Source organism: Bradyrhizobium sp. USDA 372 (assembly GCF_053629095.1).
This window is the reverse complement of record NZ_JBRJHR010000001.1, coordinates 5,054,603-5,076,511: the sequence shown is the minus strand read 5'-3', so window position 1 is coordinate 5,076,511 and position 21,909 is coordinate 5,054,603. Positions and strand designations below refer to the sequence as shown.

Annotated in this window: 20 protein-coding genes and 3 pseudogenes; 1 reads left to right on the top strand and 22 read right to left on the bottom strand. The window is 58.6% G+C overall.

What is annotated here, in order from left to right:
- Nucleotides 1-253: 253 nt before the first annotated feature.
- Entirely contained in the window at nucleotides 254-1,129 is an 876-nt protein-coding gene (locus tag AB7M16_RS23895) for a hypothetical protein (RefSeq protein ID WP_036014963.1), read from the bottom strand.
- Between the two features lie 1,079 nt (nucleotides 1,130-2,208).
- Between AB7M16_RS23895 and AB7M16_RS23890 the strand changes: the two genes are divergently transcribed.
- Nucleotides 2,209-2,367 (top strand): hypothetical protein, encoded by a 159-nt coding sequence (locus AB7M16_RS23890; protein WP_157786094.1) that lies wholly within the window; start codon nucleotides 2,209-2,211, stop codon nucleotides 2,365-2,367.
- Between the two features lie 23 nt (nucleotides 2,368-2,390).
- On the opposite strand, the gene fdxB is transcribed toward AB7M16_RS23890, so the two are convergent.
- From fdxB to AB7M16_RS23785, 21 genes and pseudogenes are all read right to left on the bottom strand, one after another.
- Entirely contained in the window at nucleotides 2,391-2,690 is a 300-nt protein-coding gene (gene fdxB, locus AB7M16_RS23885) for a ferredoxin III, nif-specific (RefSeq protein WP_124163606.1), read from the bottom strand.
- 11 nt (nucleotides 2,691-2,701) lie between these two features.
- Nucleotides 2,702-2,902, bottom strand: coding sequence for a CCE_0567 family metalloprotein (locus AB7M16_RS23880; RefSeq protein ID WP_036014914.1), 201 nt, complete (start codon nucleotides 2,900-2,902; stop codon nucleotides 2,702-2,704).
- A 12-nt stretch (nucleotides 2,903-2,914) separates the two neighbouring features.
- Nucleotides 2,915-3,379 (bottom strand): NifX-associated nitrogen fixation protein, encoded by a 465-nt coding sequence (locus AB7M16_RS23875; RefSeq protein WP_036032024.1) that lies wholly within the window; start codon nucleotides 3,377-3,379, stop codon nucleotides 2,915-2,917.
- Between the two features lie 6 nt (nucleotides 3,380-3,385).
- Entirely contained in the window at nucleotides 3,386-3,781 is a 396-nt protein-coding gene (gene nifX / locus AB7M16_RS23870) for a nitrogen fixation protein NifX (RefSeq protein ID WP_036014919.1), read from the bottom strand.
- Complete coding sequence (nifN, locus tag AB7M16_RS23865; RefSeq protein ID WP_124163604.1) at nucleotides 3,778-5,187, bottom strand: nitrogenase iron-molybdenum cofactor biosynthesis protein NifN; 1,410 nt, start codon at nucleotides 5,185-5,187, stop codon at nucleotides 3,778-3,780. The genes nifX and nifN overlap by 4 nt, the downstream gene beginning before the upstream one ends.
- 9 nt (nucleotides 5,188-5,196) lie before the next feature.
- Nucleotides 5,197-6,840, bottom strand: a complete 1,644-nt coding sequence (gene nifE, locus AB7M16_RS23860; protein ID WP_124163603.1) for a nitrogenase iron-molybdenum cofactor biosynthesis protein NifE — start codon at nucleotides 6,838-6,840, stop codon at nucleotides 5,197-5,199.
- Between the two features lie 94 nt (nucleotides 6,841-6,934).
- Nucleotides 6,935-8,491, bottom strand: coding sequence for a nitrogenase molybdenum-iron protein subunit beta (gene nifK / locus AB7M16_RS23855; protein WP_124163602.1), 1,557 nt, complete (start codon nucleotides 8,489-8,491; stop codon nucleotides 6,935-6,937).
- Between the two features lie 65 nt (nucleotides 8,492-8,556).
- Nucleotides 8,557-10,059, bottom strand: coding sequence for a nitrogenase molybdenum-iron protein alpha chain (gene nifD / locus AB7M16_RS23850; protein WP_124163601.1), 1,503 nt, complete (start codon nucleotides 10,057-10,059; stop codon nucleotides 8,557-8,559).
- A 316-nt stretch (nucleotides 10,060-10,375) separates the two neighbouring features.
- The gene (locus tag AB7M16_RS23845) at nucleotides 10,376-10,927 is read right to left on the bottom strand and encodes an aminotransferase class V-fold PLP-dependent enzyme (protein ID WP_370137856.1); all 552 of its coding nucleotides are present in this window, start codon (nucleotides 10,925-10,927) and stop codon (nucleotides 10,376-10,378) included.
- A 9-nt stretch (nucleotides 10,928-10,936) separates the two neighbouring features.
- Complete coding sequence (locus AB7M16_RS23840) at nucleotides 10,937-11,032, bottom strand: aminotransferase class V-fold PLP-dependent enzyme (RefSeq protein ID WP_074448265.1); 96 nt, start codon at nucleotides 11,030-11,032, stop codon at nucleotides 10,937-10,939.
- Nucleotides 11,033-11,091: 59 nt separating this feature from the next.
- A pseudogene (sufC, locus tag AB7M16_RS23835) lies at nucleotides 11,092-11,406 on the bottom strand (Fe-S cluster assembly ATPase SufC); the annotation flags it as partial.
- 32 nt (nucleotides 11,407-11,438) lie between these two features.
- Nucleotides 11,439-12,071, bottom strand: a complete 633-nt coding sequence (locus tag AB7M16_RS23830; RefSeq protein WP_453945373.1) for a cupin domain-containing protein — start codon at nucleotides 12,069-12,071, stop codon at nucleotides 11,439-11,441.
- A gap of 328 nt (nucleotides 12,072-12,399) precedes the next feature.
- On the bottom strand, nucleotides 12,400-12,603 hold the full coding sequence (locus tag AB7M16_RS23825) for a 4Fe-4S binding protein (protein ID WP_036014930.1): 204 nt from the start codon (nucleotides 12,601-12,603) through the stop codon (nucleotides 12,400-12,402).
- Nucleotides 12,604-13,336: 733 nt separating this feature from the next.
- Nucleotides 13,337-14,446 (bottom strand): annotated as a pseudogene (ald, locus tag AB7M16_RS23820) (alanine dehydrogenase).
- Between the two features lie 381 nt (nucleotides 14,447-14,827).
- Nucleotides 14,828-15,875, bottom strand: a pseudogene (gene hypE, locus AB7M16_RS23815) (hydrogenase expression/formation protein HypE).
- The gene (hypD, locus tag AB7M16_RS23810; protein ID WP_199752373.1) at nucleotides 15,872-17,014 is read right to left on the bottom strand and encodes a hydrogenase formation protein HypD; all 1,143 of its coding nucleotides are present in this window, start codon (nucleotides 17,012-17,014) and stop codon (nucleotides 15,872-15,874) included. Before hypD ends, hypE begins: the two are co-directional and overlap by 4 nt.
- Nucleotides 17,011-17,247 (bottom strand): HypC/HybG/HupF family hydrogenase formation chaperone, encoded by a 237-nt coding sequence (locus tag AB7M16_RS23805; protein ID WP_074448267.1) that lies wholly within the window; start codon nucleotides 17,245-17,247, stop codon nucleotides 17,011-17,013. The genes hypD and AB7M16_RS23805 overlap by 4 nt, the downstream gene beginning before the upstream one ends.
- Nucleotide 17,248: 1 nt before the next feature.
- On the bottom strand, nucleotides 17,249-19,504 hold the full coding sequence (gene hypF, locus AB7M16_RS23800) for a carbamoyltransferase HypF (protein WP_036031286.1): 2,256 nt from the start codon (nucleotides 19,502-19,504) through the stop codon (nucleotides 17,249-17,251).
- Nucleotides 19,501-20,448 (bottom strand): hydrogenase nickel incorporation protein HypB, encoded by a 948-nt coding sequence (gene hypB, locus AB7M16_RS23795; RefSeq protein WP_158670227.1) that lies wholly within the window; start codon nucleotides 20,446-20,448, stop codon nucleotides 19,501-19,503. The genes hypF and hypB overlap by 4 nt, the downstream gene beginning before the upstream one ends.
- Nucleotides 20,448-20,789, bottom strand: a complete 342-nt coding sequence (hypA, locus tag AB7M16_RS23790) for a hydrogenase maturation nickel metallochaperone HypA (protein WP_036031281.1) — start codon at nucleotides 20,787-20,789, stop codon at nucleotides 20,448-20,450. The genes hypB and hypA overlap by 1 nt, the downstream gene beginning before the upstream one ends.
- Nucleotides 20,782-21,873 (bottom strand): hypothetical protein, encoded by a 1,092-nt coding sequence (locus tag AB7M16_RS23785; protein WP_158626802.1) that lies wholly within the window; start codon nucleotides 21,871-21,873, stop codon nucleotides 20,782-20,784. Before AB7M16_RS23785 ends, hypA begins: the two co-directional genes overlap by 8 nt.
- Nucleotides 21,874-21,909: the final 36 nt, after the last annotated feature.

The window sequence follows — 21,909 nt, the reverse complement described above, 5'->3', positions numbered from 1 at the left end:
AAGCAGGATTGGTCGGTAGACCGCCGCCCTAGCCAACCGCGGTGGGGGAGCACCGGGCTGCGCAGCGCCAGCGCAGGCAGCTGAGGGCTAAGCCGCGTTGGCGGCGAGCGGCCCAGAGCTGATCGGGCAGCACTCTGGGCGCGATCACGCCGCCTGACGCAAGCGCGTGTTGAAGTGGCGAGCCATTCCTGCAGCAACATACTCAATGACCACGAGTAGCCACCGCTTTCAGGCCCGACCTCGTAAACAGCAACTATTCGGCAGCCGACCCCGGGCCTAGATTGAGGCGCTCGAAGTACCAAGACGTGTCATCGCCTGACGACTCTGTCTCATCACTTGCTTCACTCGAAGCTCGCTCGATGTTTGCCTGAGCACCACTACTCTCGGCGGCAAGATATCCTTCAGGTTTGCCTACACGTTGCCATTTACCTTCGTCGTTATGCGTCCACTTGTCGGGATGCTGGTGAGGATCAAGTACCCAGTGATTCTTATCACTCACAGGAACAAAGCCCATCTGAGCCAGACGGGACTCGATGCCTGGGAACGCAGGTTTTGACATTATCAATGCTTGTTCGCCGTCTTGCCGAAGCTGATGTTCAAGTAGAATATCGCCAGCGTTCTCAACGAGCGGATGAGTAACCCGAAGATCTACTTGGGATGTGACCGCGTTGCGACCGGGAAACTGGGCGCTGAATCGCCTTCCTCCTACCCGAAGTCCGCCTTCTGTCCTCAGAAGCCCGACAGTTTTGTCACCCAAGCGATAGGCGTAATATCGCGCCTGGTCGGTATCTTCGTCGGTGTGACCATAGGTTCTAGCAATGTTTGCCGCGCGCTCAGCTTTTGTGGATATGAAATCCGAGTACTCCAGTGGACGCTCGGCAATGTACTTGATGTCGTCGCCATAGAAGGCCTTCACTTCTTCCCCGAACTCATCACTGTCGATCTCTTTGATCGGAGGTTGGGAAGTTACAGAGTACGGCCGTGTCGCTGCCTGAGACGAACTTGGGCCAGCATCGGGCGCCATGCCTGCAAGCCTTTCCGCAAAGCCCTCGTCATCTGAATGCCTTGCTTCATCAGCCTGGGTAGCGCTTGTGGATTGGCTAGATGAGCCAACAATTCGGCCATACATCGGATCGCTCTCCTGTCGGTACGGTTTGGGGGTCAGAGCTCGCGTTGCTCGAGCTCTACCGAGGATGGTAAGATGTCTAGCTGACCACGAGCTGACGCGCCGAGGTTGAGCATCTGTCGCCGGCTCTTGTGAGAGGAAGCTAACTCCTCGTCAGTGAAGAGCGGCTAAAGCAAATGAGCTAGAACCGCATCTCATCGTTGTGGACTGATATGCGAAGGCACGGTCTTGGTGCATCGGGCATAGGAGTCTTGGAATTTCATTTTCTGGATTCCCTCGAATCGACAGCCATAATTCCGTCGCATCGGAGGTGGCGATGCGGCCGAAGAAGCACAGGACGACGGGGATCGGGCAATCTGTTCCGGGCCAGGCTGGACCAGATCGTCAATATGAAGCACGCGCGGTTCAGCTCGCCGGCAACGTCGATTGGGACTGGATCGACATCCGCCGCTGTCCAGCGAGAACGGCCGGCGCGCCGCACGTCCACGAGCTTGTTTCGAGCGGGCAGGATCGAGCCACACAACCTGCGAATGCAACGCCGCAAATTGCTCGCCACGCTCGGGCACCGGCAGTTGGGCATCCTGCGCGCCTAGCTAAAGACTCTTTGGCGTCTCTTCCTGACCGCCGATGGCACTGAGTTCCGGCCAGAGATGCGCGCCGCATGAGGCAGTCTTAAACGCGCCAGATGCGCCTTCGGCGGAACAAGCGTCCCTGCCGGGACGAAGGTGTTGGCCATCTTGAAGTCGTGCCTGCGGGCTTTACACGCCGCACGCTTCACGTCGAGATGCAGACCTCTTGAACGCGATCATGCGGCGGCTCCCTGTGGAGACGACCGCGGAAAGAACCATGAACCCGGCAGTGGATCACGTTTACTATCGGGGTTGACACCGTGCCTGCGAAAAGAACGGACGACTACCTCGTGGGCCTTTCGACCCGCTTCCACTTGTCGTTCTCGTTCCTCGTCCACACTTCGGGGTGCTGGTTAGGATCAAGCACTAAATGGTTGCGGCCCACGTGGACAACACCCATTTCCGCTAGACGGGCTCCATGCCTCTCCTGGCAGGACGTGACAAGACCAACGGATGATCGCCGTCCTCTCGCATTTGATGTTCCAGGAAGATATCGCCCGCGTTCTCGACGCGGATGAGCACCTGAAGACCTACCACAAACGTGATATCGTTGCAGCCCAGCTGTTCCTGAAGATGCTCTCCTTTAAACCGAGCCGGACCTGCTGCTCTTAAAGGCCGCGGAGAGCTGCCTTCGCTCATGCAGTTTCGGCTGCAGCTGAAACGTGGGTCTGGCAGTCGGCCGGGCAAACCCTGGCGCACGCACCGCAGCCGATGCAGGCACCCTGATCGTCCAGGACCATGATCTTCTTCTCGATCTCCTCGTCGTCGTCATTGTCGAGCTCGATAAGTTCGCCTTCCTCGTTGATTCCTTTCAAGGTCATGACATCTCGACCGCACACCTTGAAACAGCGGCCACAGCCGATGCATTTCTTTGCATCGATCGTGATCAAGTATTGTGGCGTCCAGTCGCGTCCGTCTCGTGTTTGAAACGACATGCATTGCCCCTCTAGGTATTCTCCAGCGCCTTTAAGGCGAGGCTCTTGCGCTCAAGTTCGGCATAAGCATCGTACGCCTTCTGCGCGACCACCATGATCGAGGTCCAGTTGATGGGCAGTTCTTCCGAAAGGTCGTGCAGATCCATCTTGGCCTGTATCGCCTTGGCAGACACTTTCCTAAGTTCGGCCTTCAGTGTTTCACGATCGCTCATGAGTGTGCATCCTCAATAGTTCGCCACGTCGGGGAATTTCCGAATCAGGTCAACTCCATCCGTGACATATTTATCCCCCTCCTGAGCCAGCTTGACGAAACTGTCGAAACCGAAGCGATGCACGTCGCGCAGCTGCTTGTTTACGGCGACCAACCGCCCTGCGATGAGCACTATGCGCCCGAAGCCTTCATGATGCAGCTTCAGAATCGGCTGAATCATAACGCCGGTCTCCCTCTCTACTGACAGCGCAACTGCATTGAAGAACAGCTCAAGCCGCCACAGTGTCTTGGCATCGGGATCACCAATAATCGGCAATGCGCGCCGCTTCTCCATGTTCAGGATATAGGGTTCGAGCAGATCACGATCGCTCTTCCCTTCCCAGGCTCCGTTAGTATCCTGAGCACGCCAAATCTTGACCAAATCGATGAGGAATGGCGCGTCGACCGGGCTGGCCTGCTGCTCTATTTTTTCGGTCATATCACCTCATTCATCAAACTCGAACGTTCTCCCCTGGTCCTTTGCCATGACCTTGCGCAGCCAGGGAGGTGGTGTGCCCTTCAGCACCCGCTCGAGTTTTTCTAGGAGCACTAGAATGTTTTCCGGTTTGCTCACCTTGATAGGATGGATTTTGTTGGCCACCACTCGCGCAGCCGCTGCACCACCAATGGCAGCGACGTAAAGGATTGCGCAATCCTTGATAGCCTCGATCTTTGGCGCCAACTTATCATCGCTGCCGTCTTCCTTAAGATCGCCATCAAACTCGATCGCTTTAACAAACACGTGCCCGCCAGGAGCGACATCGTAGATTGCGATATTCTTTGCCCAACCAAAATGAGCATCGACGCGTCTCAGGTCCTGAGTGGCAAACGCAACTTTCATGCAACCGACCTCTCAGTCGCGACGGTGGAGCTGCGATGGCCCGCGCATCGTGGCAGTACGCGCCCAGTCCGCCACTTATCGGGCGTAGGCTGATCGTTCTCGTCGCGATGCGCAATCACGAGATTCGCGATTTCGAAGATCACATTCCGCGTACCACGGTAGCCTACCGATAGCTGGTGTCCCGCGCCAAGTCGATCGAATATCGGAAAACCTGCGCGATAGAACGGCACCTTCAGCCGCGCCGCCGCTTGCCTTCCATGCGAATGCGTGATCAGCAGGTCACAATGCCTCTCTTTGGCAAGGTCTTCCAGATCTGCGAGATCGCCAATGATCACTTCATTGGTCTTGATCCGCTCGATCACCTCCGACTGAGTCGTCGTCACGGCAACGGTCACCTGCGTGCCCATGTCGCTCAGCATGCCGGACAAATCGAGCAGAAGATCTGGCTCGGCACCGATTGCAAGTTTGCGACCGCCAATATGGAAGTGCGCATCCAGCATAGCATCTGCGAGCTGACTGCGCTGGCGTCGATATTTCAAGGGTATCGGGCGGCCGCTGATCTCGCTCAAAAACGTCATGAACTCATCATTCGGACAAAGGCCACACAGCCGCTCGAAGACACGAAAAGGCACGCCGGTCTTTGCCTGCATGACCTCTGCAGCTCGCCGCATCTGCGCGCCGATTGCAATCGTCCACCCGGCGCGGCCCATATTCGCAATTTCGCCGACGTCGATGCCGCCGACGGTCGTTGGCGTAAACTCATCGGGGATATGCCCATCGAGCGATCCCGCCAGGTCAGGGAGGAAGGACGGAGACAACCCGAAATCCTCCAGTATGACACGGAGTTCATCAAGATCGCCGGGCGTGAGGTGACATCCCGGCAGAACATTCACCCTCGATGGATCCCTCAGGCGACTGGCATTTGGCCCATCCACCAGCACCTCCACAATGCGCGCGACAGCCTTCTCCCAGCCGTCCTGGAACGCACCCTTGAAATCAGGTGTCGAGACGTAAACGAGCGGCAACTTTGCGAGTTGCGGATGCTTGCTCCGGATCAGCTTGAGGTAGGCATCCACATCGTCGCCGTTGGTCTCGGTGACGCCAGTCGAGCAGATTCCGATGATCTTTGGCTTAGCTCGCTTGTAGATGTTCAGTATCGCCTGCTCGAGATTCTCATAACCACCCAGTACAGTCGTGACCTCACTCATCGCGGTGGTCTGCAGCGGTACAGCCTCTTTGAAATGCCGGACAAAGAGCGTGAGCCCGAAGGATGTGCACCCCTGGGAGCCGTGCAGAAGCGGCATCGCCCCGCCCAGCCCCATGAAGGCGAATGCGCCGCCGATCGGCTGGCTCATCTTCAGCGGGTTGACAGCGCAGGCTTTTGTCGGCGTCGTGACGATGGCCATGACGCCTCCCTACTCTGCGGCCTGTCGCATGGCAGATGGCTCGGACACCAAGATCTCGTCGATACGTCTTTGACAGCAGCCACCGACCGCATTGGTATGCTCCCTGACCGCTTCGACGCTCCTCAGGCGATGCGCGTAGATTGCATCCTCGATCGTGCCCAGATCGACCCTGTTGCAGATGCAGATCTTCCTGGCGCGGCGCGACTTTTCGGCGAGCGCCGGGTCGGCGAGCGCGGTCGCGGGCGATTGCATCTGCTCCATCGCCTTAGCCAACGCCTCCCATGGCGCAGGTCGACGTAGCTGCTCCCACATCGGACTGGAGAGCGACTTATCGATCTCCTCCACCAGCTTGACCATTCCGACATAGCCCATATAGGCGTGGCAACGCTCCTGGTTGATATCGAGCCAAGGCACCGCCGCTTTCAGCGCGACGAACTGCGACTTGCCGCCCGATAGCATGATGTCCGCTTTTGCGCCCTTCAGCATCTCGTACATTTCGCGCGGCGTCATATTCTCGATCATGTTGGCATCATGCCCCATGAGCTCCTTAATGCGCTCCTTATCTTCCTTGGTCGATTTCTTTACGCTGGTGCCGACTAACTCAAGCCCGGCTTCCTGGAGTGCCGCAACGACCGACCATGACTTGACGCCCCCGGTCATTAACAAGGCCTTTTTGCCTCCGAACCGTGGCTTATACGGCTCGATCGCACCCCAGGCCCACGCTTCCTCGCGCGCGATCAACGCTTCGGTGCGCCCGAGCAGATCTGTCGGGGCGCCGCGTTCAACCAATAAGCGGGCAATCTGCCGTAGCGATTCGCTCGAATCTTGAATACCGTAGAAAGAACCCTCGAAGAATGGAATCCCGTAGCGTTGCTCCATTTTGCGTGCGACGTTGATCATGGACTTTGAGCACACCAACATAGCCGCCCGTGCGCGATGAGATGAAGCGACTTCGCGATATTTGCCGTCGCCTGAGATGCAGCAGAGAATTCGTACTCCAAGCTCGTCTAGTAATGGCTTCACTTGCCAGAGCTCGCCCGAAAGGTTGTATTCTCCGATGAGATTGATGTCGTACGGGGTGGTGTAGTCCGGTTCTCGTGTACCGATCACATAGTCAAGCAAGGCCTCGCCGGCCAGCTTGTTGCCGAGATTCTTCGAACCGACGAAGCCCGGAGAATTGATCGGGATCACCGGCTTTAGAAATCTTCGAGATGCCGCCTTGCAGACTGCGTTGATGTCGTCGCCGATCATCGCTGGGATGCAGGTTTGATAAACGAAGATGGCGCACGGATCGTACTTGTCGATGATCTCCTTGATCGCTTTGCAAAGCCGCTTCTCGCCTCCGAATACAATATCGGTTTCGCTCAAATCGGTTGTGAATGCGGTGCGCCACAGATCCGAGCCGGACGACACCGCACCCCGATTGTCCCAGGAATTGCCCTCGCACGCGATCGGACCATGTACCAAGTGAGCCACGTCGGTGAACGGCTGCAACGCAACCTTGGCGCCATCGAAAGCACAGCCGCCGGCAGCACTACCCGGCTGCAGCTGTTTGGTGCAGCCGTTCCTGCGTTCAGCCTCTGACTTACTGCCATTCTTGGCGCAGCCTGGCTCGTCGAAGATATTCTGGACCGTGGCCGCTAGTGAACTCATCCTGTTTCCTCTCAGGGCGAACAAATTGCAAACTCAATGACCATGTGCTCGTGCCATCGCCCATTGCCTGGGCGATGGCACGCGCAGTCGCTCATCAGCGAATGATGTCGAAGCTGTAGTCCGTTTTGCCAAGAACGTTGGTGTTTTTGTCGATCTCGTCGAAGATCTTGTCCAGGATCTTCACCAGCACATTCAGGCCGCCCTGATAGCCCCATAGGGGGGAGCGGTGATGGTGATGCCGATCAAAAATCGGAAAGCCGATGCGGATCAGTGGCGTTCCGGTATCACGCTCCAGGTACTTCCCGTAGGTGTTGCCAATCAGAAAATCGACGGGCTCAGTAAACAGAAGTGAGCGCATGTGCCAGAGGTCTCGGCCGGGATAGGCTTGGCAGCCCTGTCCAAATGGCGAGCTTGCAAGCAGCGCCTGCATTTTTTCCTGCCATGCCTTGTTGCCGTTGGTAGACAGCACATGGGTCGGTTCGGCGCCAAGTTCGAGCAGAAACGCAGCCAACCCATAGCAAAGATCCGGATCGCCATAGATCGCGAACTTCTTGCCATGAACATGCGCGCTGGAGTCGGCGATGGCGTCCACCAGGCGGCCACGTTCTCGCGCAAGTTGCTCGGGAATCTCCTTGCCGCTGAGGCGTGACAGCGCGACGATGAAGTCATCCGTTGCAGATAAGCCCACCGGGTAGTTGAAGGATACGACGTCCTGGCCATGCTCCGCCACGAATGCCAGCGTCTTTTCCGTGCACCACTGTTGCATGGAGATAGTCGCCTTGGCATGAATCGCGTTCGCCGCATCCTCCAGCGTCGTACCACCATCATACATCCGGAATTCGCCGTCGGTCGGAGTATCGAACACTTCAGAATTGTCGGCGAGAACCGTATGCTGGATGCCCATCAATTCCAAGATGCGCTTGATCTCGCGAAGGTTCCCAACGGTATAGCCATCGAATCCGCCAATGATGTTGATCGCCCCATTCGGTTTGCGCTCAAGCTTCGGCGCTGTTCCGGCCTTGCCGTCCCAAAAATGCTCCAGAATGCCCTTGAGCGCATTGTCATAGCCGGTGACGTGGCTGCCGACGAACGCCGGCGTGTGGGCGAACGGCACGTCGAAATCCGCCGGAACCGAGCCTTTTTCTTTCGAAGTCTTGATGAAGGCGTTGAGGTCATCGCCGATCACCTCGGCCATGCAGGTTGTGGAAACCGCAATCATCTTGGGCTTGTACATGTTGTAGCTGTTCGCCAGCCCGTCGGTCATGTTGTTCAGACCGCCGAATACGGCAGCGTCTTCCGTCATTGACGAAGAGACACAGGAGCTAGGCTCCTTGAAGTGCCGCGACAAATGACTGCGGTAATAGGCCACACAGCCTTGCGAGCCGTGGACGAAGGGCAACGTGCGCTCAAAGCCAACAGAGGCGAATACGGCGCCAAGCGGCTGGCACGCCTTGGCCGGATTTACCGCTAGCGCCTCCCGCGCGAAGTTTTTTTCGCGATATTCGGCGGTTTTCGTCCATTCCTTGATACGTTCGACCTCGGCGGGATCGCGAGGGTTCTCGAATATCTTCTTCTTGGCCAGCATCTGCTGGTATTCTGGACCGCGGAACAGTTCGACATGATCGATCACGTGCTCGGCACTCTGCGCCATTGGTGAAATCCTTCACTATCGTCGAGATTGGTATCGCCCGGCTTTCCCAAGCGAGATGAGTTGCTTTATTCCGCAGCCTGGAGCTTGGCCCTCGAAGCTTCCTTCCAGGGGGCCTTCGTTTTCTTCCAAATCGGCGAGTTGATAGCCATGTCCATGTCGCGCGCAAAGATCGCGAATCCGTCATAGCCGTGATATGGACCCGAATAGTCCCAAGAGTGCATCTGCCGGAACGGCACACCCATCTTTTGAAAAACGTACTTTTCCTTGATACCTGACCCGACAAGGTCAGGCTGGAGCTTTTCGACGAAGCGCTCGAACTCGTAGCCATTGACGTCATCGTAGATAAGCGTGCTGTCCTTCACGTAGTGCTGAGCTGTCCGCTGATAGTCATCGTTGTGACCGAACTCGTATCCGGTGCCAATGACTTCCATCCCCAGGTCCTCATATGCGCCAATCACATGACGCGGACGGAGCCCGCCGACGTACAGCATCACCGTCTTGCCCTCCAAGCGAGGCCGATATTTTGCGATCACCGCGTTCACGAGCGGCTGATACTTCTCGATTACCCGCTCGGCCCCTTCCTTGATCTTGTCGTCGAAATAACCCGCAATCTTGCGCAAGGACTCTGCGATCTTTAATGGTCCGAAGAAATTGTACTCGCACCACGGGATACCGAACTTCTCTTCCATGTGGCGTGAGATATAGTTCATCGAACGGTAGCAATGCAGAATGTTGAGCTTTGCCTTCGGCGTTGCTTCGAGCTCAGCCAGTGAGCCATCGCCGGACCACTGCGCGATTACCCGCAGGCCCATCTCCTCCAGCAGAATTCGTGATGACCAGGCGTCGCCCCCGATATTGTAGTCTCCGATAATCGCAACATCGTACGGCGTCGGCTCGAACTTGGGTTTGCCATCGCCCTCGAGATGCCCGAAAATCCAATCTCGCACCGCATCGTTCGCAATGTGATGGCCCAGTGACTGCGACACGCCCCGGAAGCCCTCACAACGGACCGGCACGATGGTCTTGCCGCCATATTCCTTGGATTTCGCTCGTGAGACGGCTTCGATATCGTCACCGATCAATCCGATCGGGCATTCCGATTGGATCGTGATGCCGTTGTTGAGTGGAAACAGCTCTTGGATTTCATCAAGAATTTTGACCAGTTTTTTGTCGCCGCCGAATACGATGTCCTTTTCCTGGAAGTCGGAGGTGAACTGCAGGGTCACGAAGCTATCGATACCTGTGGTGCCAACGTAATAGTTGCGACGCGAACCCCACGAATACTGACCGCAGCCGACGGGGCCATGGCTGATATGAACCATGTCCTTGATTGGTCCCCAGACCACCCCCTTTGAGCCTGCATAGGCGCAGCCTCTGATCGTCATCACGCCAGGTATGGATTTGATGTTGGACTTCACGCCGCAGTCTGACTTTCCGGCCTGGTGAACATTGAGGTGCTTGGCACGCCGTTTCGCTGTTTTCTCCGGATAGACCTTCAGCACCTCCTCGATCAGCTCTTTGTTGCGAGCCCTGATTTCTGCGATGCTCTGGGTCGTGGCGAGGCTCATCTGATGTCCTTCAAGGTTAGCTGTTGCGAGGGCGGCTTCTTGACCAAGACTTTTGCAACCAGCATGCCAGCGTCTCGTGAGCACCAAGACCGTAACAATCAAAGCTACTTAGCGCGCCTCGTGCGGTGACACGGGCGTTGTTGCGAATCCGACATCCCGCTTTCGCAGAGAACTCTTGGTGTGGCCCCGTTCGAAATGGAACAAGGCGGGCTCTGCCTGAAATTCCTGCCCAGTTCTGACAGGCTTGCCAATGCTTCTATACTTACTGAAACCTACAGATGCTGCGAAGAGATCGATGTGCCCGTGCGTGCCCTTATCAGGCCGTGGCAACTGCTCGCGTGACCTGGCGAGCGTAAACGAGGCGACGCAGCTCGCGTTGAGCTCTGCAGCATGGGATCGTGCACGTCATCATCATCGCAGCAGGTGATGTCGGCCAGCCCGCTTGCGGCCGACTTCCGCCTTCAATCGCAGAGCACTGCAGTCGCGGTGTATTGTAAAGTCCAAGGGACACACGGCACGTCGCCAGCAGGCTGAAACACTTGAGCAGCGGCATCGCACAGTGCGCCCCCGTCCGAACGGCTACACCGGCGCGGTCGAGCATGGCGGTAATATCATGCGCATGTGTTCCCTTCACTTCAAACGAAATGATCGGCCCTTCTCGGCCGGAGTCCCGATCATGCGCACGAAGTTGATGGCCTGAGACTCCTCCGGGTAACCGAGCAGTATTTTCTCGTGCGTGTGGTTCTGCACCTTGCCTATTGAATTGATGTAATCGACAGCGGCGCCTAAACCGATGGGCTTCGACGATCGGCGGCGTACCCGCTTTGACCTGGTGTGGCGGATCGCCGTAAATGACACTGGAACGCAACCTCGCGAATCATCTTCCGGTTGAAGGGCGACATCGAGGCCAGTGCTCAGACTTGCCGTAAAGTACCCCGACCCCAGTCGGACTGTACAGTTTGTGACCCGTCATGACTTAGAAATCGCAATTGATCTCGCAGAAGTCGGCGTTCAGATGGACGCATTCCTTGCGAGCCGTCGACCCGGCGAACGCAAGCCGTTGATTGCGTTGGCGACGATACGCAGCGCGTCGATGTCGAGGCCAGCATCGATCTCGTCCAGGCCGCACAGGCTCGGCTCGAACAGCGCCATCTGCAAAACTTCGTTGCGCTTCTTCTCGCGACCGAAGAAGCCGACATTGAAGCCGCGCTTGAGCATGTCCTGGGCGAAGTTAAGCCAACCGTCTCATTTCAGAAATTCGCGGGTGTAGAATTCCTGCTCGCCGCGCGCCTTGCGTCGGGCGTTCAGTGCGGCCCGCAGGAAGTTCATTGTAGTCACGCCGGAAACTCAACGGGATACGGAACACCCCTTGGCGCGCCTCAAACCGCAGGCGAATCGGTCTGGCGCAGCGTCGTCACCCAGATCACGCGCGCCACCTGCTGGGTCGGGTTGTCGAACATGTGCGGCACGACGCTCGGAAAACGAAAGCTGTCGCCGGCTTCCAGCACATGGGCCTGGTTGTCGAGCCACAGCCGCAGGCCGCCCGAGAGGATGTAGCCCGCCTTCTCGCCGGTGTGCTGCAGGAAGTCGGTGCCGGAGGAGGCGCCGGGATTGAGCGTGAGCTCGTAGAGCTCGAGCTGGCCCTTGCCTTCCGGGGTCAACGCTTCCTTGACGACGCCGCTGGCGGTGAGCCGCAGCAGCCGCCGGTTGGTCTTGCGCACGATGTAGCGCTGCCCGTCGGCGGGATCGCTGCTTTCGAAGAAATAGGAGATGGGGACATCGAGCGCGATGCCGAGCAGGCGCAGGGTGCGGATCGAGGGCATCGCGCGTGCGCGTTCGAGCTGGCTGACCATGCCGGTCGACAGGCCGGTCTTGTTGGCGACGTCCTGGATCGAAAGGCCGGCGCGCTGCCGCAGCAGCCGCACGGTTTCACCCAGGCGCTGGTCGACCGCATCGTCAGCTTCGATCGTGGAAGCGTCCTTGGGGCCGTTGCTATCGCCGCGACCATCCATGTCGCTCTCCCATGCATCATCTCAGCCTCGGGCATCGAGCCCGCGGCTTCAGTCAAGGTAAAAAGCTGACGCATTTCAGCAATGCGGTGACTGCTGTATTTAGTCGTGATGAAATTTTGCCAGAAAAATTTAGAAAAACTAAAGCTCACTCCTGTCCCTTTGCCGGGGTCTCGGGGCGGTGCGCTCGTTCCGCCGCAAGCTCTGCGAGCGGCTCGCGTGAGTCACCACGAGCTCGCGGCTAGCAAGTGAGAAAAACAGGAGACGGTTAGGAAAGGCGGCGGTGTCGAGAGCGTGTTCATTATGTTCGTGCGGGAGCTCCTCTCGTCGGCTACCCTACCTTTGCCGGCACGCAGGTATCGGGCACCGGGCAAACGACCGCGCATTGTGGCGCGTCAAAATGCCCTTCACATTGGGTACACTGGGACGGATTGATCACATATATGTCGTTCTTCAGGCTGATCGCAGCATTGGGACACTCGAACTCACACGCACCGCAGACGGTGCACTGGGATGCGATTATCTTGTAAGCCATCACTGCGATTCCATAAGCAAGGTGCGGGACAGTTTCTTGCTATCAAGTCTTGTGCCAGACAGTTTGAGCTTGATTCGTCTGGAGTAATTTCGATAACGCAAATCGCCGCCTCGACACGCTGTCGCAAATCCTACAAGGGGCGTGGCGGCTTGATCTCGATGCTTTGATTTGCGCATGGTTGATTCACAGCAGTCAGATCAGGTGAACCACCTTCTCCAGACTCAGGGGGGACGATCTGAGATCCTCCCCAACGCCTTCGTGCCGCGGCTAAGATCGATGCGTCGCGCGGCATCACGAAGTTCTCCGCGGGTCCAAACCAGAGCGCATCTTGTTAATTCCACTCACCGGGACAGCCGCGGCTTACGCGACAGCATCACGGGCAGCAACCGGCAGGTCCTCACCAGTCCGCCTCGCCACAGCCAGTCAGAAGGTCACGGCGGTCGCTCCAGATACAGTCACACCCGTGATGCGCGTCCCTCTCAGGGCCCGCGGAACGCATTTTCAGTTGCCCCGTATTGCGGGCAGAACCGGCATTCACATCCGCTGTATGGGGCAAAAGTACACTGTCTCCCCCTCGTGCGGGCGACTGAAGCCAGGTGTTCGTTTGGTGATCCTACCTACGCTCCGCGCTCAAAATAGATGCCGGCGGCGTCAGTCGATGGGTGTAGCCGAAAAAAAGCCACCCCAAAGGGTGGCTTAGTCACGGAGGAAACGCCCATGAGGGCCTTTGGGATCAGGCCGCAGCCTGTTCGATCGGTGAGAAGGGCAGCCCGAGGCTTTCGGCCACCGCTTTGTAAGTTAGCCGGCCCCGATGGACGTTGAGGCCTGCGCGTAAATGGGGATTTTCGAGCACGGCGGAAAAACCCTTGTTGGCCAGAGCCAAACCAAACGGCAGAGTTGCGTTATTCAGTGCTTGACTCGAGGTCAGCGGAACGGCGCCGGGCATATTGGCCACACTAATGAATGATGCCATCTACTTCGTAAGTTTGATCCGCGTGAGTGGTTGGGTGTGATGTCTCAAAGCAGCCGCCCTGATCGATAGCGACGTCCACGAGTACCGCCCTCTTGCGCATCGAGCTCAGCATGCTCCGGCGGACCAGCTTCGGCGCGCTCGCACCTGGAACGAGCACGGCACCAATCACCACATCCGCCGCAAATACCTCTTCCTCTACAGACTCGAGTTGAAAATCTGGTGCGAACGCGTCCTTCGAATAGCTCGTCCAGCTCGCGGAGCCGGATTATCGAACGATCGATGATGGTCACTTCTGCGCCCAGACCGACCGCCATGCGTGCCGCGTGCGTACCGACGACGCCACCTCCGATCACCACGATTCGGGCAGGCTGAACACCGGGCACCCCACCGATCAGCAGCCCTCGTCCGCCTGTACTCCGCTTTAGGGCGCTACCCGCCGCTTCGATCGCAAGCCTACCCGCGACCTCGCTCATCGGCGCCAGCAGTGGAAGACCACCATGCGCATCAGTTACAGTCTCATAGGCGATCGCAGTGCATCCTGATTCCAGGAGGCCGGTAGCCTGGTCCAGGTCGGGAGCCAGATGCAGATAAGTGAAGAGGATGTGATTCTCACGCAGCTGAGACCATTCGGGACGGCTGAGGCTCCTTGACCTTTACGATCATCTCGGTCAAGGCGAATACCTCAACGGCGGAAGTTAGAATCGTTGCGCCAGCATTGCGATAATCGTCATCGGTTGCACCAATGCCAGCGCCCGCATCGGTCTCGATCATCACGCTGTGGCCCGCTGCCACGTATTCGCGGGCAGCTCCAGGAGTAAGGCCCACGCGATATTCATGCGCCTTGATTTCTTTTGGGACTCCGACCTTCATTTGATAACTCCCTGCCTGACGCGGCCTTTCTTATCGGAAGCGAGCAGCGATATCGCGACGCAACCGACCGAAATGGCGCAGGAATTCAGCGATATTTGACAGGCTTCGCAGGATTTCAAACCCACGGGTGCCGAGCGGATCGTGTGACCTTGCTCGCTGAGCTTAACCGTCGACACTGAGCGATAGGCGATAAATAGTTCCGAATTGCGGTCTCGGCTCGCAGAGAAGCTAACGACCGAAATCACAGCCTGCCGAAGTTCGAAAGCAGTAAAGATGGCGTTTCGCGTGTTTGGCAGGATTGCCTATCAAGCGATAGCGCTCCAGGAGTTGATGGCCAATGACCACTGATGGCTTCCAGAAAATCGACACTGCGTACCCTGTTCAACAGATCCGAGGCAATTGTTCGCCCCACAGCCAGTCGACGACGCGTCGACCGCCGAAACCGGTGGTCATCTGCACAAACTTGTGATCGTCAGCCACCGCCTCACCAATATCAGCTGCATCGGTCGCGAGCGGGTGCGCTTTCATGGCAGCAAGCACGGCATCGGCCGAATCAGGCGCGACGATCGCAACCAGCTTGCCCTCGTTGGCGACATGGATCGGCTCGAGTCCAAGCAGCTCGCAAGTAGCCGCAACCGCAGGCTTCACAGGAATGGTTGATTCCTGCAGATGGAACCCAAGGTCGGATTGATGTGCAATCTCATTGAGAGCCGCAGCTAGCCCGCCGCGCGTGGGGTCGCGCATCACCCGGATGCCGCCACCCGCCGGCGGCAATCATGACCGCTACGAGATTATGCAACGCTGCTGAGTCCGAGACGATTTCGGTCTGAAAAGCGACGTTCTGACGTTTTGACATGATCGCCACCCCATGGTCGCCGAGGCTTCCGGACACCAGCACACGATCCCCGACCCTTACCTTGTCGGCGGACAGATCCAGCCCATCGGCCACAAGCCCGATCCCGGCCACGGAGATGAACAGACCGTCTGCCTTGCCGCGCTCGACGACCTTGGTGTCCCCGGCAATGATGTAAACGCCGGCCCCGCGTGCTGCCGCGCCCATCGAATCCGCGATCGTCTTCAGATCCGAAAACCGGAAACCCTCCTCGATGATAAAGCTGGCTGACAGATAGAGGGGACGCGCACCGGACATCGCCACATCATTAATCGTGCCGTGCACAGCCAATGACCCGATATTACCGCCGGGAAAGAACAGTGGTGTAACCACATAGCCGTCGGTCGTCATCACCATTCTGCCTGCCGAAACGTCAAACGCCGACTGATCATTGCAGCGGGCGAGCCATTCATTACCGAAGGCTTGGTGAAAAAGGTCGGAGATCAGCTGTGCCATGGCACGGCCCCCAGATCCGTGGGAAAGTTCAACGCGCCCGTTCTTTACGTCGAGCTTGCGTGGATAGGCTTTCACGCTCATGACCTCTGCCTCACCCGTTCATCGCGAACTCGGCCATAGGTCCAGTACGCCGCGCAAGCCCCTTCTGATGACACCATGCAGGCCCCTATGGGCGTTTCCGGAGTGCAGATGTTTCCAAACAACTTGCAATCGACCGGCCGTTTGGCGCCACGCAGGATCGCACAGCACTCGCACGCCGGATTGTCTGCGACAGGCATGTCGTGGATCGCAAAACGCGTCTCGGCGTCGAATTTTGCATACGACCGCTTCAGCTTCAGTCCGCTGTTGGGTACGAGTCCAAGCCCCCGCCATTCAAACTGATCACGCAGTTCGAATACCTGCGACACCTCGCCCTTGGCGCGCCGATTGCCTTCGCGTGTCACTGCACGGCTGTATTGGTTTTCTACCTCATAGCGGTGTTGATTCACTTGCCGCACCAGCATCAATATAGCTTGCAGCACGTCGAGGGGTTCAAATCCCGCAACCACGATCGGCTTCTCGAACTGTTCTGCCAGCGGCTCGTAAGGCTGCGTACCGATAATGGTGCTGACATGTGCAGGCCCGATGAAGCCGTCAATTGGGACGCCGCCGGTGTTGCGGATCTTCGGGTTCTCGAGAATGCTGTGCATCGCAGAGGGTGTAAGCACGTGATTGCAGAACACGCTCAGGCCCTCCATCCGCTTGCTCTCGGCAATCCGGATCATGTTCGCCGTTGGGGGTGTCGTGGTCTCAAATCCGATGGCAAAGAAGACCACCTCGCGGCCCGGCATCTGTTCGGCGAGCCGGATAGCGTCGAGCGTCGAGTAGACCATCCGAATGTCAGCGCCCAGCGCTTTGGCTCGCAACAGGGACTGTCCTTGCGACCCGGGCGCGCGCATCAAGTCGCCGTAGACGCAGAGAGTGACCTCTGGTCGGTCGACGAGCCGGATCGCCATGTCGATTCGGCTTGCGGGCAGAACGCAGACGGGACAACCGGGGCCGTGGATCATCCGGACGTTCGCGGGCAGCAGATCCTCGAGGCCATAGCGGGAGATCGCATGAGTGTGTCCGCCGCAAAATTCCATGAACCGATAGGCTCTTTGCGAACTGACCTCAGCGTCAATCGCACGCGCAAGTCCCTGCGCGATGATCTTGTCGCGAAATTCATCAGAATATTTCATGACCGGCATTCCTGCGCGGCGCTGCCCAGCTCCTGCAGGAGCTCCAGCGTGCGTTTGGCTTCTGTCGGATCGATCTTGGCGAGCGCGTAGCCGACATGGACGAGGACGTAATCGCCGACATCGAGCTCGTCGACGAGGGCAATCGATATCTCCAGGCTGAGGCCATCGATCGACACGAGAGCCATGTCGTCGGGTAGAATTTTCGCGATCTTCGCCGGAACCGAAAGACACATGTCAGGCAGTTCCTCCCCTGGCGGACGACTGTTGAGCAATCTGTAGAGCGGCAATCCAGGCTTGACCAAGGCTCAAACCGCCATCACTGGGCGGCAGCCGCCGCGGCACCAACGGTGAAAGACCGGCAGCGCTGCAACCGCGCGGGATCTCGTCCGCCAGCACCGCGTTCAGGAAGCAGCCGCCGCTCAGAACGACGGTATTGACGCCGGTTGTCCGCGCGGCGCGCGTGACCCAGTCGACGCAGGCGGCGACGAAAGTGCCATGAAACAGCCCAGCTCCGCCTGCGGCATCGATGTCATCAGCAATCAACCGCGAAAATAGCGGACGAAGCGACAGCACGCCGCCATCGATCGTCCAGCCGGCTTCGAGAATCGCTGCCCGCCGCACCAGCGCTTCGAGCTTCATCGCTGCTTCGCCGTCATAGCTCTGCAAATGCGCAATCCCCAGCAGCGCCGCTGCTGCGTCGAACAACCGTCCCGCACTGGTCGTGGTGGTCCCGCCCGGCTGATCGAGCAAGTCCGACACACACCCGGCTTGCCGTTGCGCCGCAAAGCGCTGCCCGATTTCGTTACCCCTGCCGAGCCCGTGTAATACTGCGCCCGCCATGCGCCACGGCTCGCGGGCTGCACGATCTCCACCAGGCATCTGCATGGGCGCTAAGTGCCCGATGCGTCGGGACCACGTCCCTTCGCACAACAATAGTTCGCCACCCCAGTTACCGCCGTCGGAGCCGAAGCCATGGCCATCGAGCACCAGGGCAAGCGCTGGTCCCACATGGCCATGCTCGGCGATCACTGCGGCAGCGTGTGCGTGGTGATGCTGGACCGCGATCAGCGCGCGAGCATTTTCTTGCGCAAAGCGGGTAGAAGCCATATCGGGATGCAGATCATGGGCGAAAGCGACAGGTTCCACGTCAAGGCTCGATGTTAGGTGTCGGATCGTCCTCTCAAACGCACGGATGCCTTCGGCCGTATTTAGATCGCCAATATGCTGAGAGACGAACGCTTGGTTGTCCCGGGTGATGGTGACGGTCGATTTCAGTTCGCCGCCAACGGCGAGCACGGGCGGGACGGCTCTCGCAAGGCGGATCGGCTCGGGAACATAGCCACGGGCACGACGAAGGAATTGCGGCCGGCCAGCCACCACCGAAACCACGGAATCATCAGCACGCGTCAAGATATCGCGATCATGGGTCACGACAAGATCGGCGATTCCGTTGAGCCGCCGCAATGCCTGCGCGTTATCAATCAGCAGCGGTTCGCCGCAAATATTGGCACTGGTGGCCACGATGACGGGGCTAGACCCCGCACGTGTACCTGGCGAGCGAAGCGCATGGAAGATGAGGTGATGCAGCGGCAGTACGGGCAGCATGACACCCACTCGCGATAAACCAGGTGCTATGGCGGGCGCCAGATTGTTGCGTGATGGCAGGAGGACGATTGGACGTGCTACGGATTCTAGCAGCGCTAGCTCGGGCGCGTTCGCCGCCGCGATCTCGCTGACGCGCTCGACGGAATCGACCAAAACCGCGAACGGCTTCTGAAGGCGGTGCTTTCTCCTGCGCAAACGCTGCACGGCGTCCTGATTACGCGCATCGCAAAGAAGCTGGTATCCGCCCAGCCCCTTTATCGCCACGATCTGCCCCCGCGCGATTGCCGCGACAATATCGCTGATCCCATGGCTAAGCCGAGGACCGCATGCTGGGCACGCGATCGCCTCCGCGTGAAACCTGCGGCTTGCCGGATCGGCATAGTCAGCCGCGCACGCGGCGCACAAACTAAAAGCCCTCATCACAGTGTTGCGGCGATCGTACGGAAGCCGTTCGGCGATGGTGTAGCGTGGACCGCAATGGCAGCAACTGATGAAGGGATAAAGGTAATGCCGATTTTCTGGATCGAATAGCTCTTTGAGGCATTGCTGGCAGACCGCGGCGTCAGCGACGATCTGCGTTGACAATTTGCCGGCTTCGCTCGTCCCGATCGAAAAGCCCTTCGCCGCGAGCGCCGTAGTCTCGCGAACGCAGATGTCGACTATGCGTGCCAATGGAGGCGCCTCGAGCGGCAACGTGGCGACAAACTCCGAGGCACGGTGGCCCTCAACCTCGATGATGACGCCCTCAGGGCCATTGATGACAAACCCCGCCAATCCGTACCGAACGGCAAGTCCATAGACGTAAGGACGAAAGCCGACCCCTTGCACTGCCCCACTCACGACCACGCGCAGCCGTGTTCGGTCGCAGGTGGCTGCGGCGCTCATCGCCCTTTGTCCTCGAAGGCGCGCCTCTGACGGCCCGCCTGTCTATCGATCCAGGCGTAGAGCGCGGCAAAGCCTTCGCCAGTCCGAGCCGAAACTACAATCACGTCGATCTTTGGGTTGACCCGTCTGGCGTATTCGATGGCCTTGCCCACGTCGAATTCGAGCAGCGACGCTAGATCAATCTTGTTAATCACCATGAGCGACGAAGCGGCAAACACATCAGGATATTTGAGCGGCTTGTCTTCACCTTCAGTAATCGAGAACACTACGATCTTGCAGGTTTCGCCAAGATCGAAGGCAGCGGGACAGATCAGATTACCCACGTTCTCGATGAAGAGAATACCGCCCGAGAGCAGCGGCAGGCGGCGATAAGCGTCGCCAATCATTGCAGCGTCGAGATGACAATTCTTGCCGGTATTGATTTGAACGGCTGGCACGCCGGCGGCCTGAATACGTTTGGCATCGTTCGAGGTCTGCTGGTCCCCTTCGATGACCCCGACCCACCGGCTGCACTTGAGCTCGGACACCGCGCGGACGAGCAGTGTCGTTTTACCGGCACCGGGGCTGGACAAAAGATTAAATACAAGCAGGTCATCGGCTACGAAGAGCGCGCGATTGTTCGCCGCAATTCCATTATTCTTGTCCAGGATATCGCGCTCAATCTCAACGAGCCGCGTTCTGGTCATGCCACAGCCCCTCAAATCAGGCGGATCGACGCCGCTCGGAAGCGCCTGCGCGTTATGCGCCTGGTGATTGGCTGAGCGAGGACAGCGCTTATAGCGATCACCAGCGTGGTTTGACTGCGGCGGCCGTCGGTCGCCCGGCGGAAGGGCAGAATGGCAATCGCGATCGTCCTGAAGGGATCGCTCATGGCTCTCCGCATCATTCGCCTCGGCGCGTTTTGTGGACGGCGTCCCTTGGTGGCAGCCGCAAATGGTACACATCAATCGATCTCCAACTCTTTCACGCGCATCTGTTCGCCCGCGGTCACCTGCAAGTGATAGCTGCCGCAGCAAGGGCAGCACTCACCGCGCCGAGCAATTTCGACGCTCTTCGAACAGCTCATGCACCAGGCAACGCCGGGCAGTTCGACGATATTAAGAGCCGCGCCCTCGGCAACGGTCCGCGTTGCAGCGGCAGCAAAGCAGAACCTGATCGCTTCAGGCGCCGCATGACTCAGCGCTCCCATCTCCAGACAGATGCTCCGCACCCGCGAAGAGGATCGCTCGTGTACCTTCTCCTCGACGATCTGAATGATGCCAAGACAAATCGCCATTTCATGCATCGCGAACTTCGCTAAGGTTGAGGGTGAACGCGACGCACGGATCGAGCGATGCAATCACCGCATGGACTGCATCTTCGCGTCTTCGAGCCGTCAGCACCGCGCCTTGCAGGTTCCGAACAAGCGGTCCGCGCCGGTGGAAATTCCACTCCGTCGGCGCAAGGAATTCGAAGCGGGATATTCTGCCCTGAGCATCGAGTTCAACCGCGTGGTAGAGACGGCCCCTGGCGCATTCGACCGCGGCCGCTGCACGGCGCGGCCCTAGCTTATATCTTTCGATAATCCCATGCTCCGCGGCTCCAATCTGAGCGCCGGCCTTGAGCCAGGCACATAGCCGCAGGATTTCATTAAGTCTGGCCATCAGCCGCTCGGCCGCACCGAAGGGTCCCAGCGGGACCCCATCCCGGCTGATCTGGCGCGCCCATGGACCCGTCTCGGGCACATGTCCGTCAACATCGGGAGAATAGCAGAACGTCGAGTCATCCCCGAGCAGCCGTTTCGTGATGTTGGGGTCGTCAGCAACAGACAAGAATGAGTGCCCCGCCGGAATTGACTTCACGTCGACGTCATTAAGCGCCGTAACGCGAAGCGCCAGCGGGCTACCAGACCTCAGCGCCTCCCCCTCATATAGACCGAGCGCGGCCAGCGCAGCGACAATCCGCGCGGTCGCTTCGCGTTGAGCGGAGCTCCAGGTTGGCTGTGCGGAGCGGACAAACGCTGACAATTCCGACATCAGGGAGCGGATTGCCGCCGCACTGGCGACATCTAACGTAAGATGTCCGACAAAAAGGCTCCGTGCCAAATCCGCGATGCGCTCAGTAACGATAAGTGCAATACGCTGCTGCCTTGTTGCGCGGGTGATCACTTCGTCGCGGGCCGTCTCGATGGCGGACAATAATGCAGTTTGCTGCGCAGCGACACACAACGCGAAAAGCCGCGGCAGCACGTTGAGCACTGTCGAGGGCTCCTTTCCGGCGAACGCGCGCGCCAGCGGCGGCCGGACTCGCGGCAGGATCTCGACCGAGGCGACTACGTCGGCAGCTAGCAATATGCGTACATCGATTTTGTTGCGGGCAACAAGGCTCATGCGCAACACTCCGCCATCGTCCCGCGCAAGCTATAG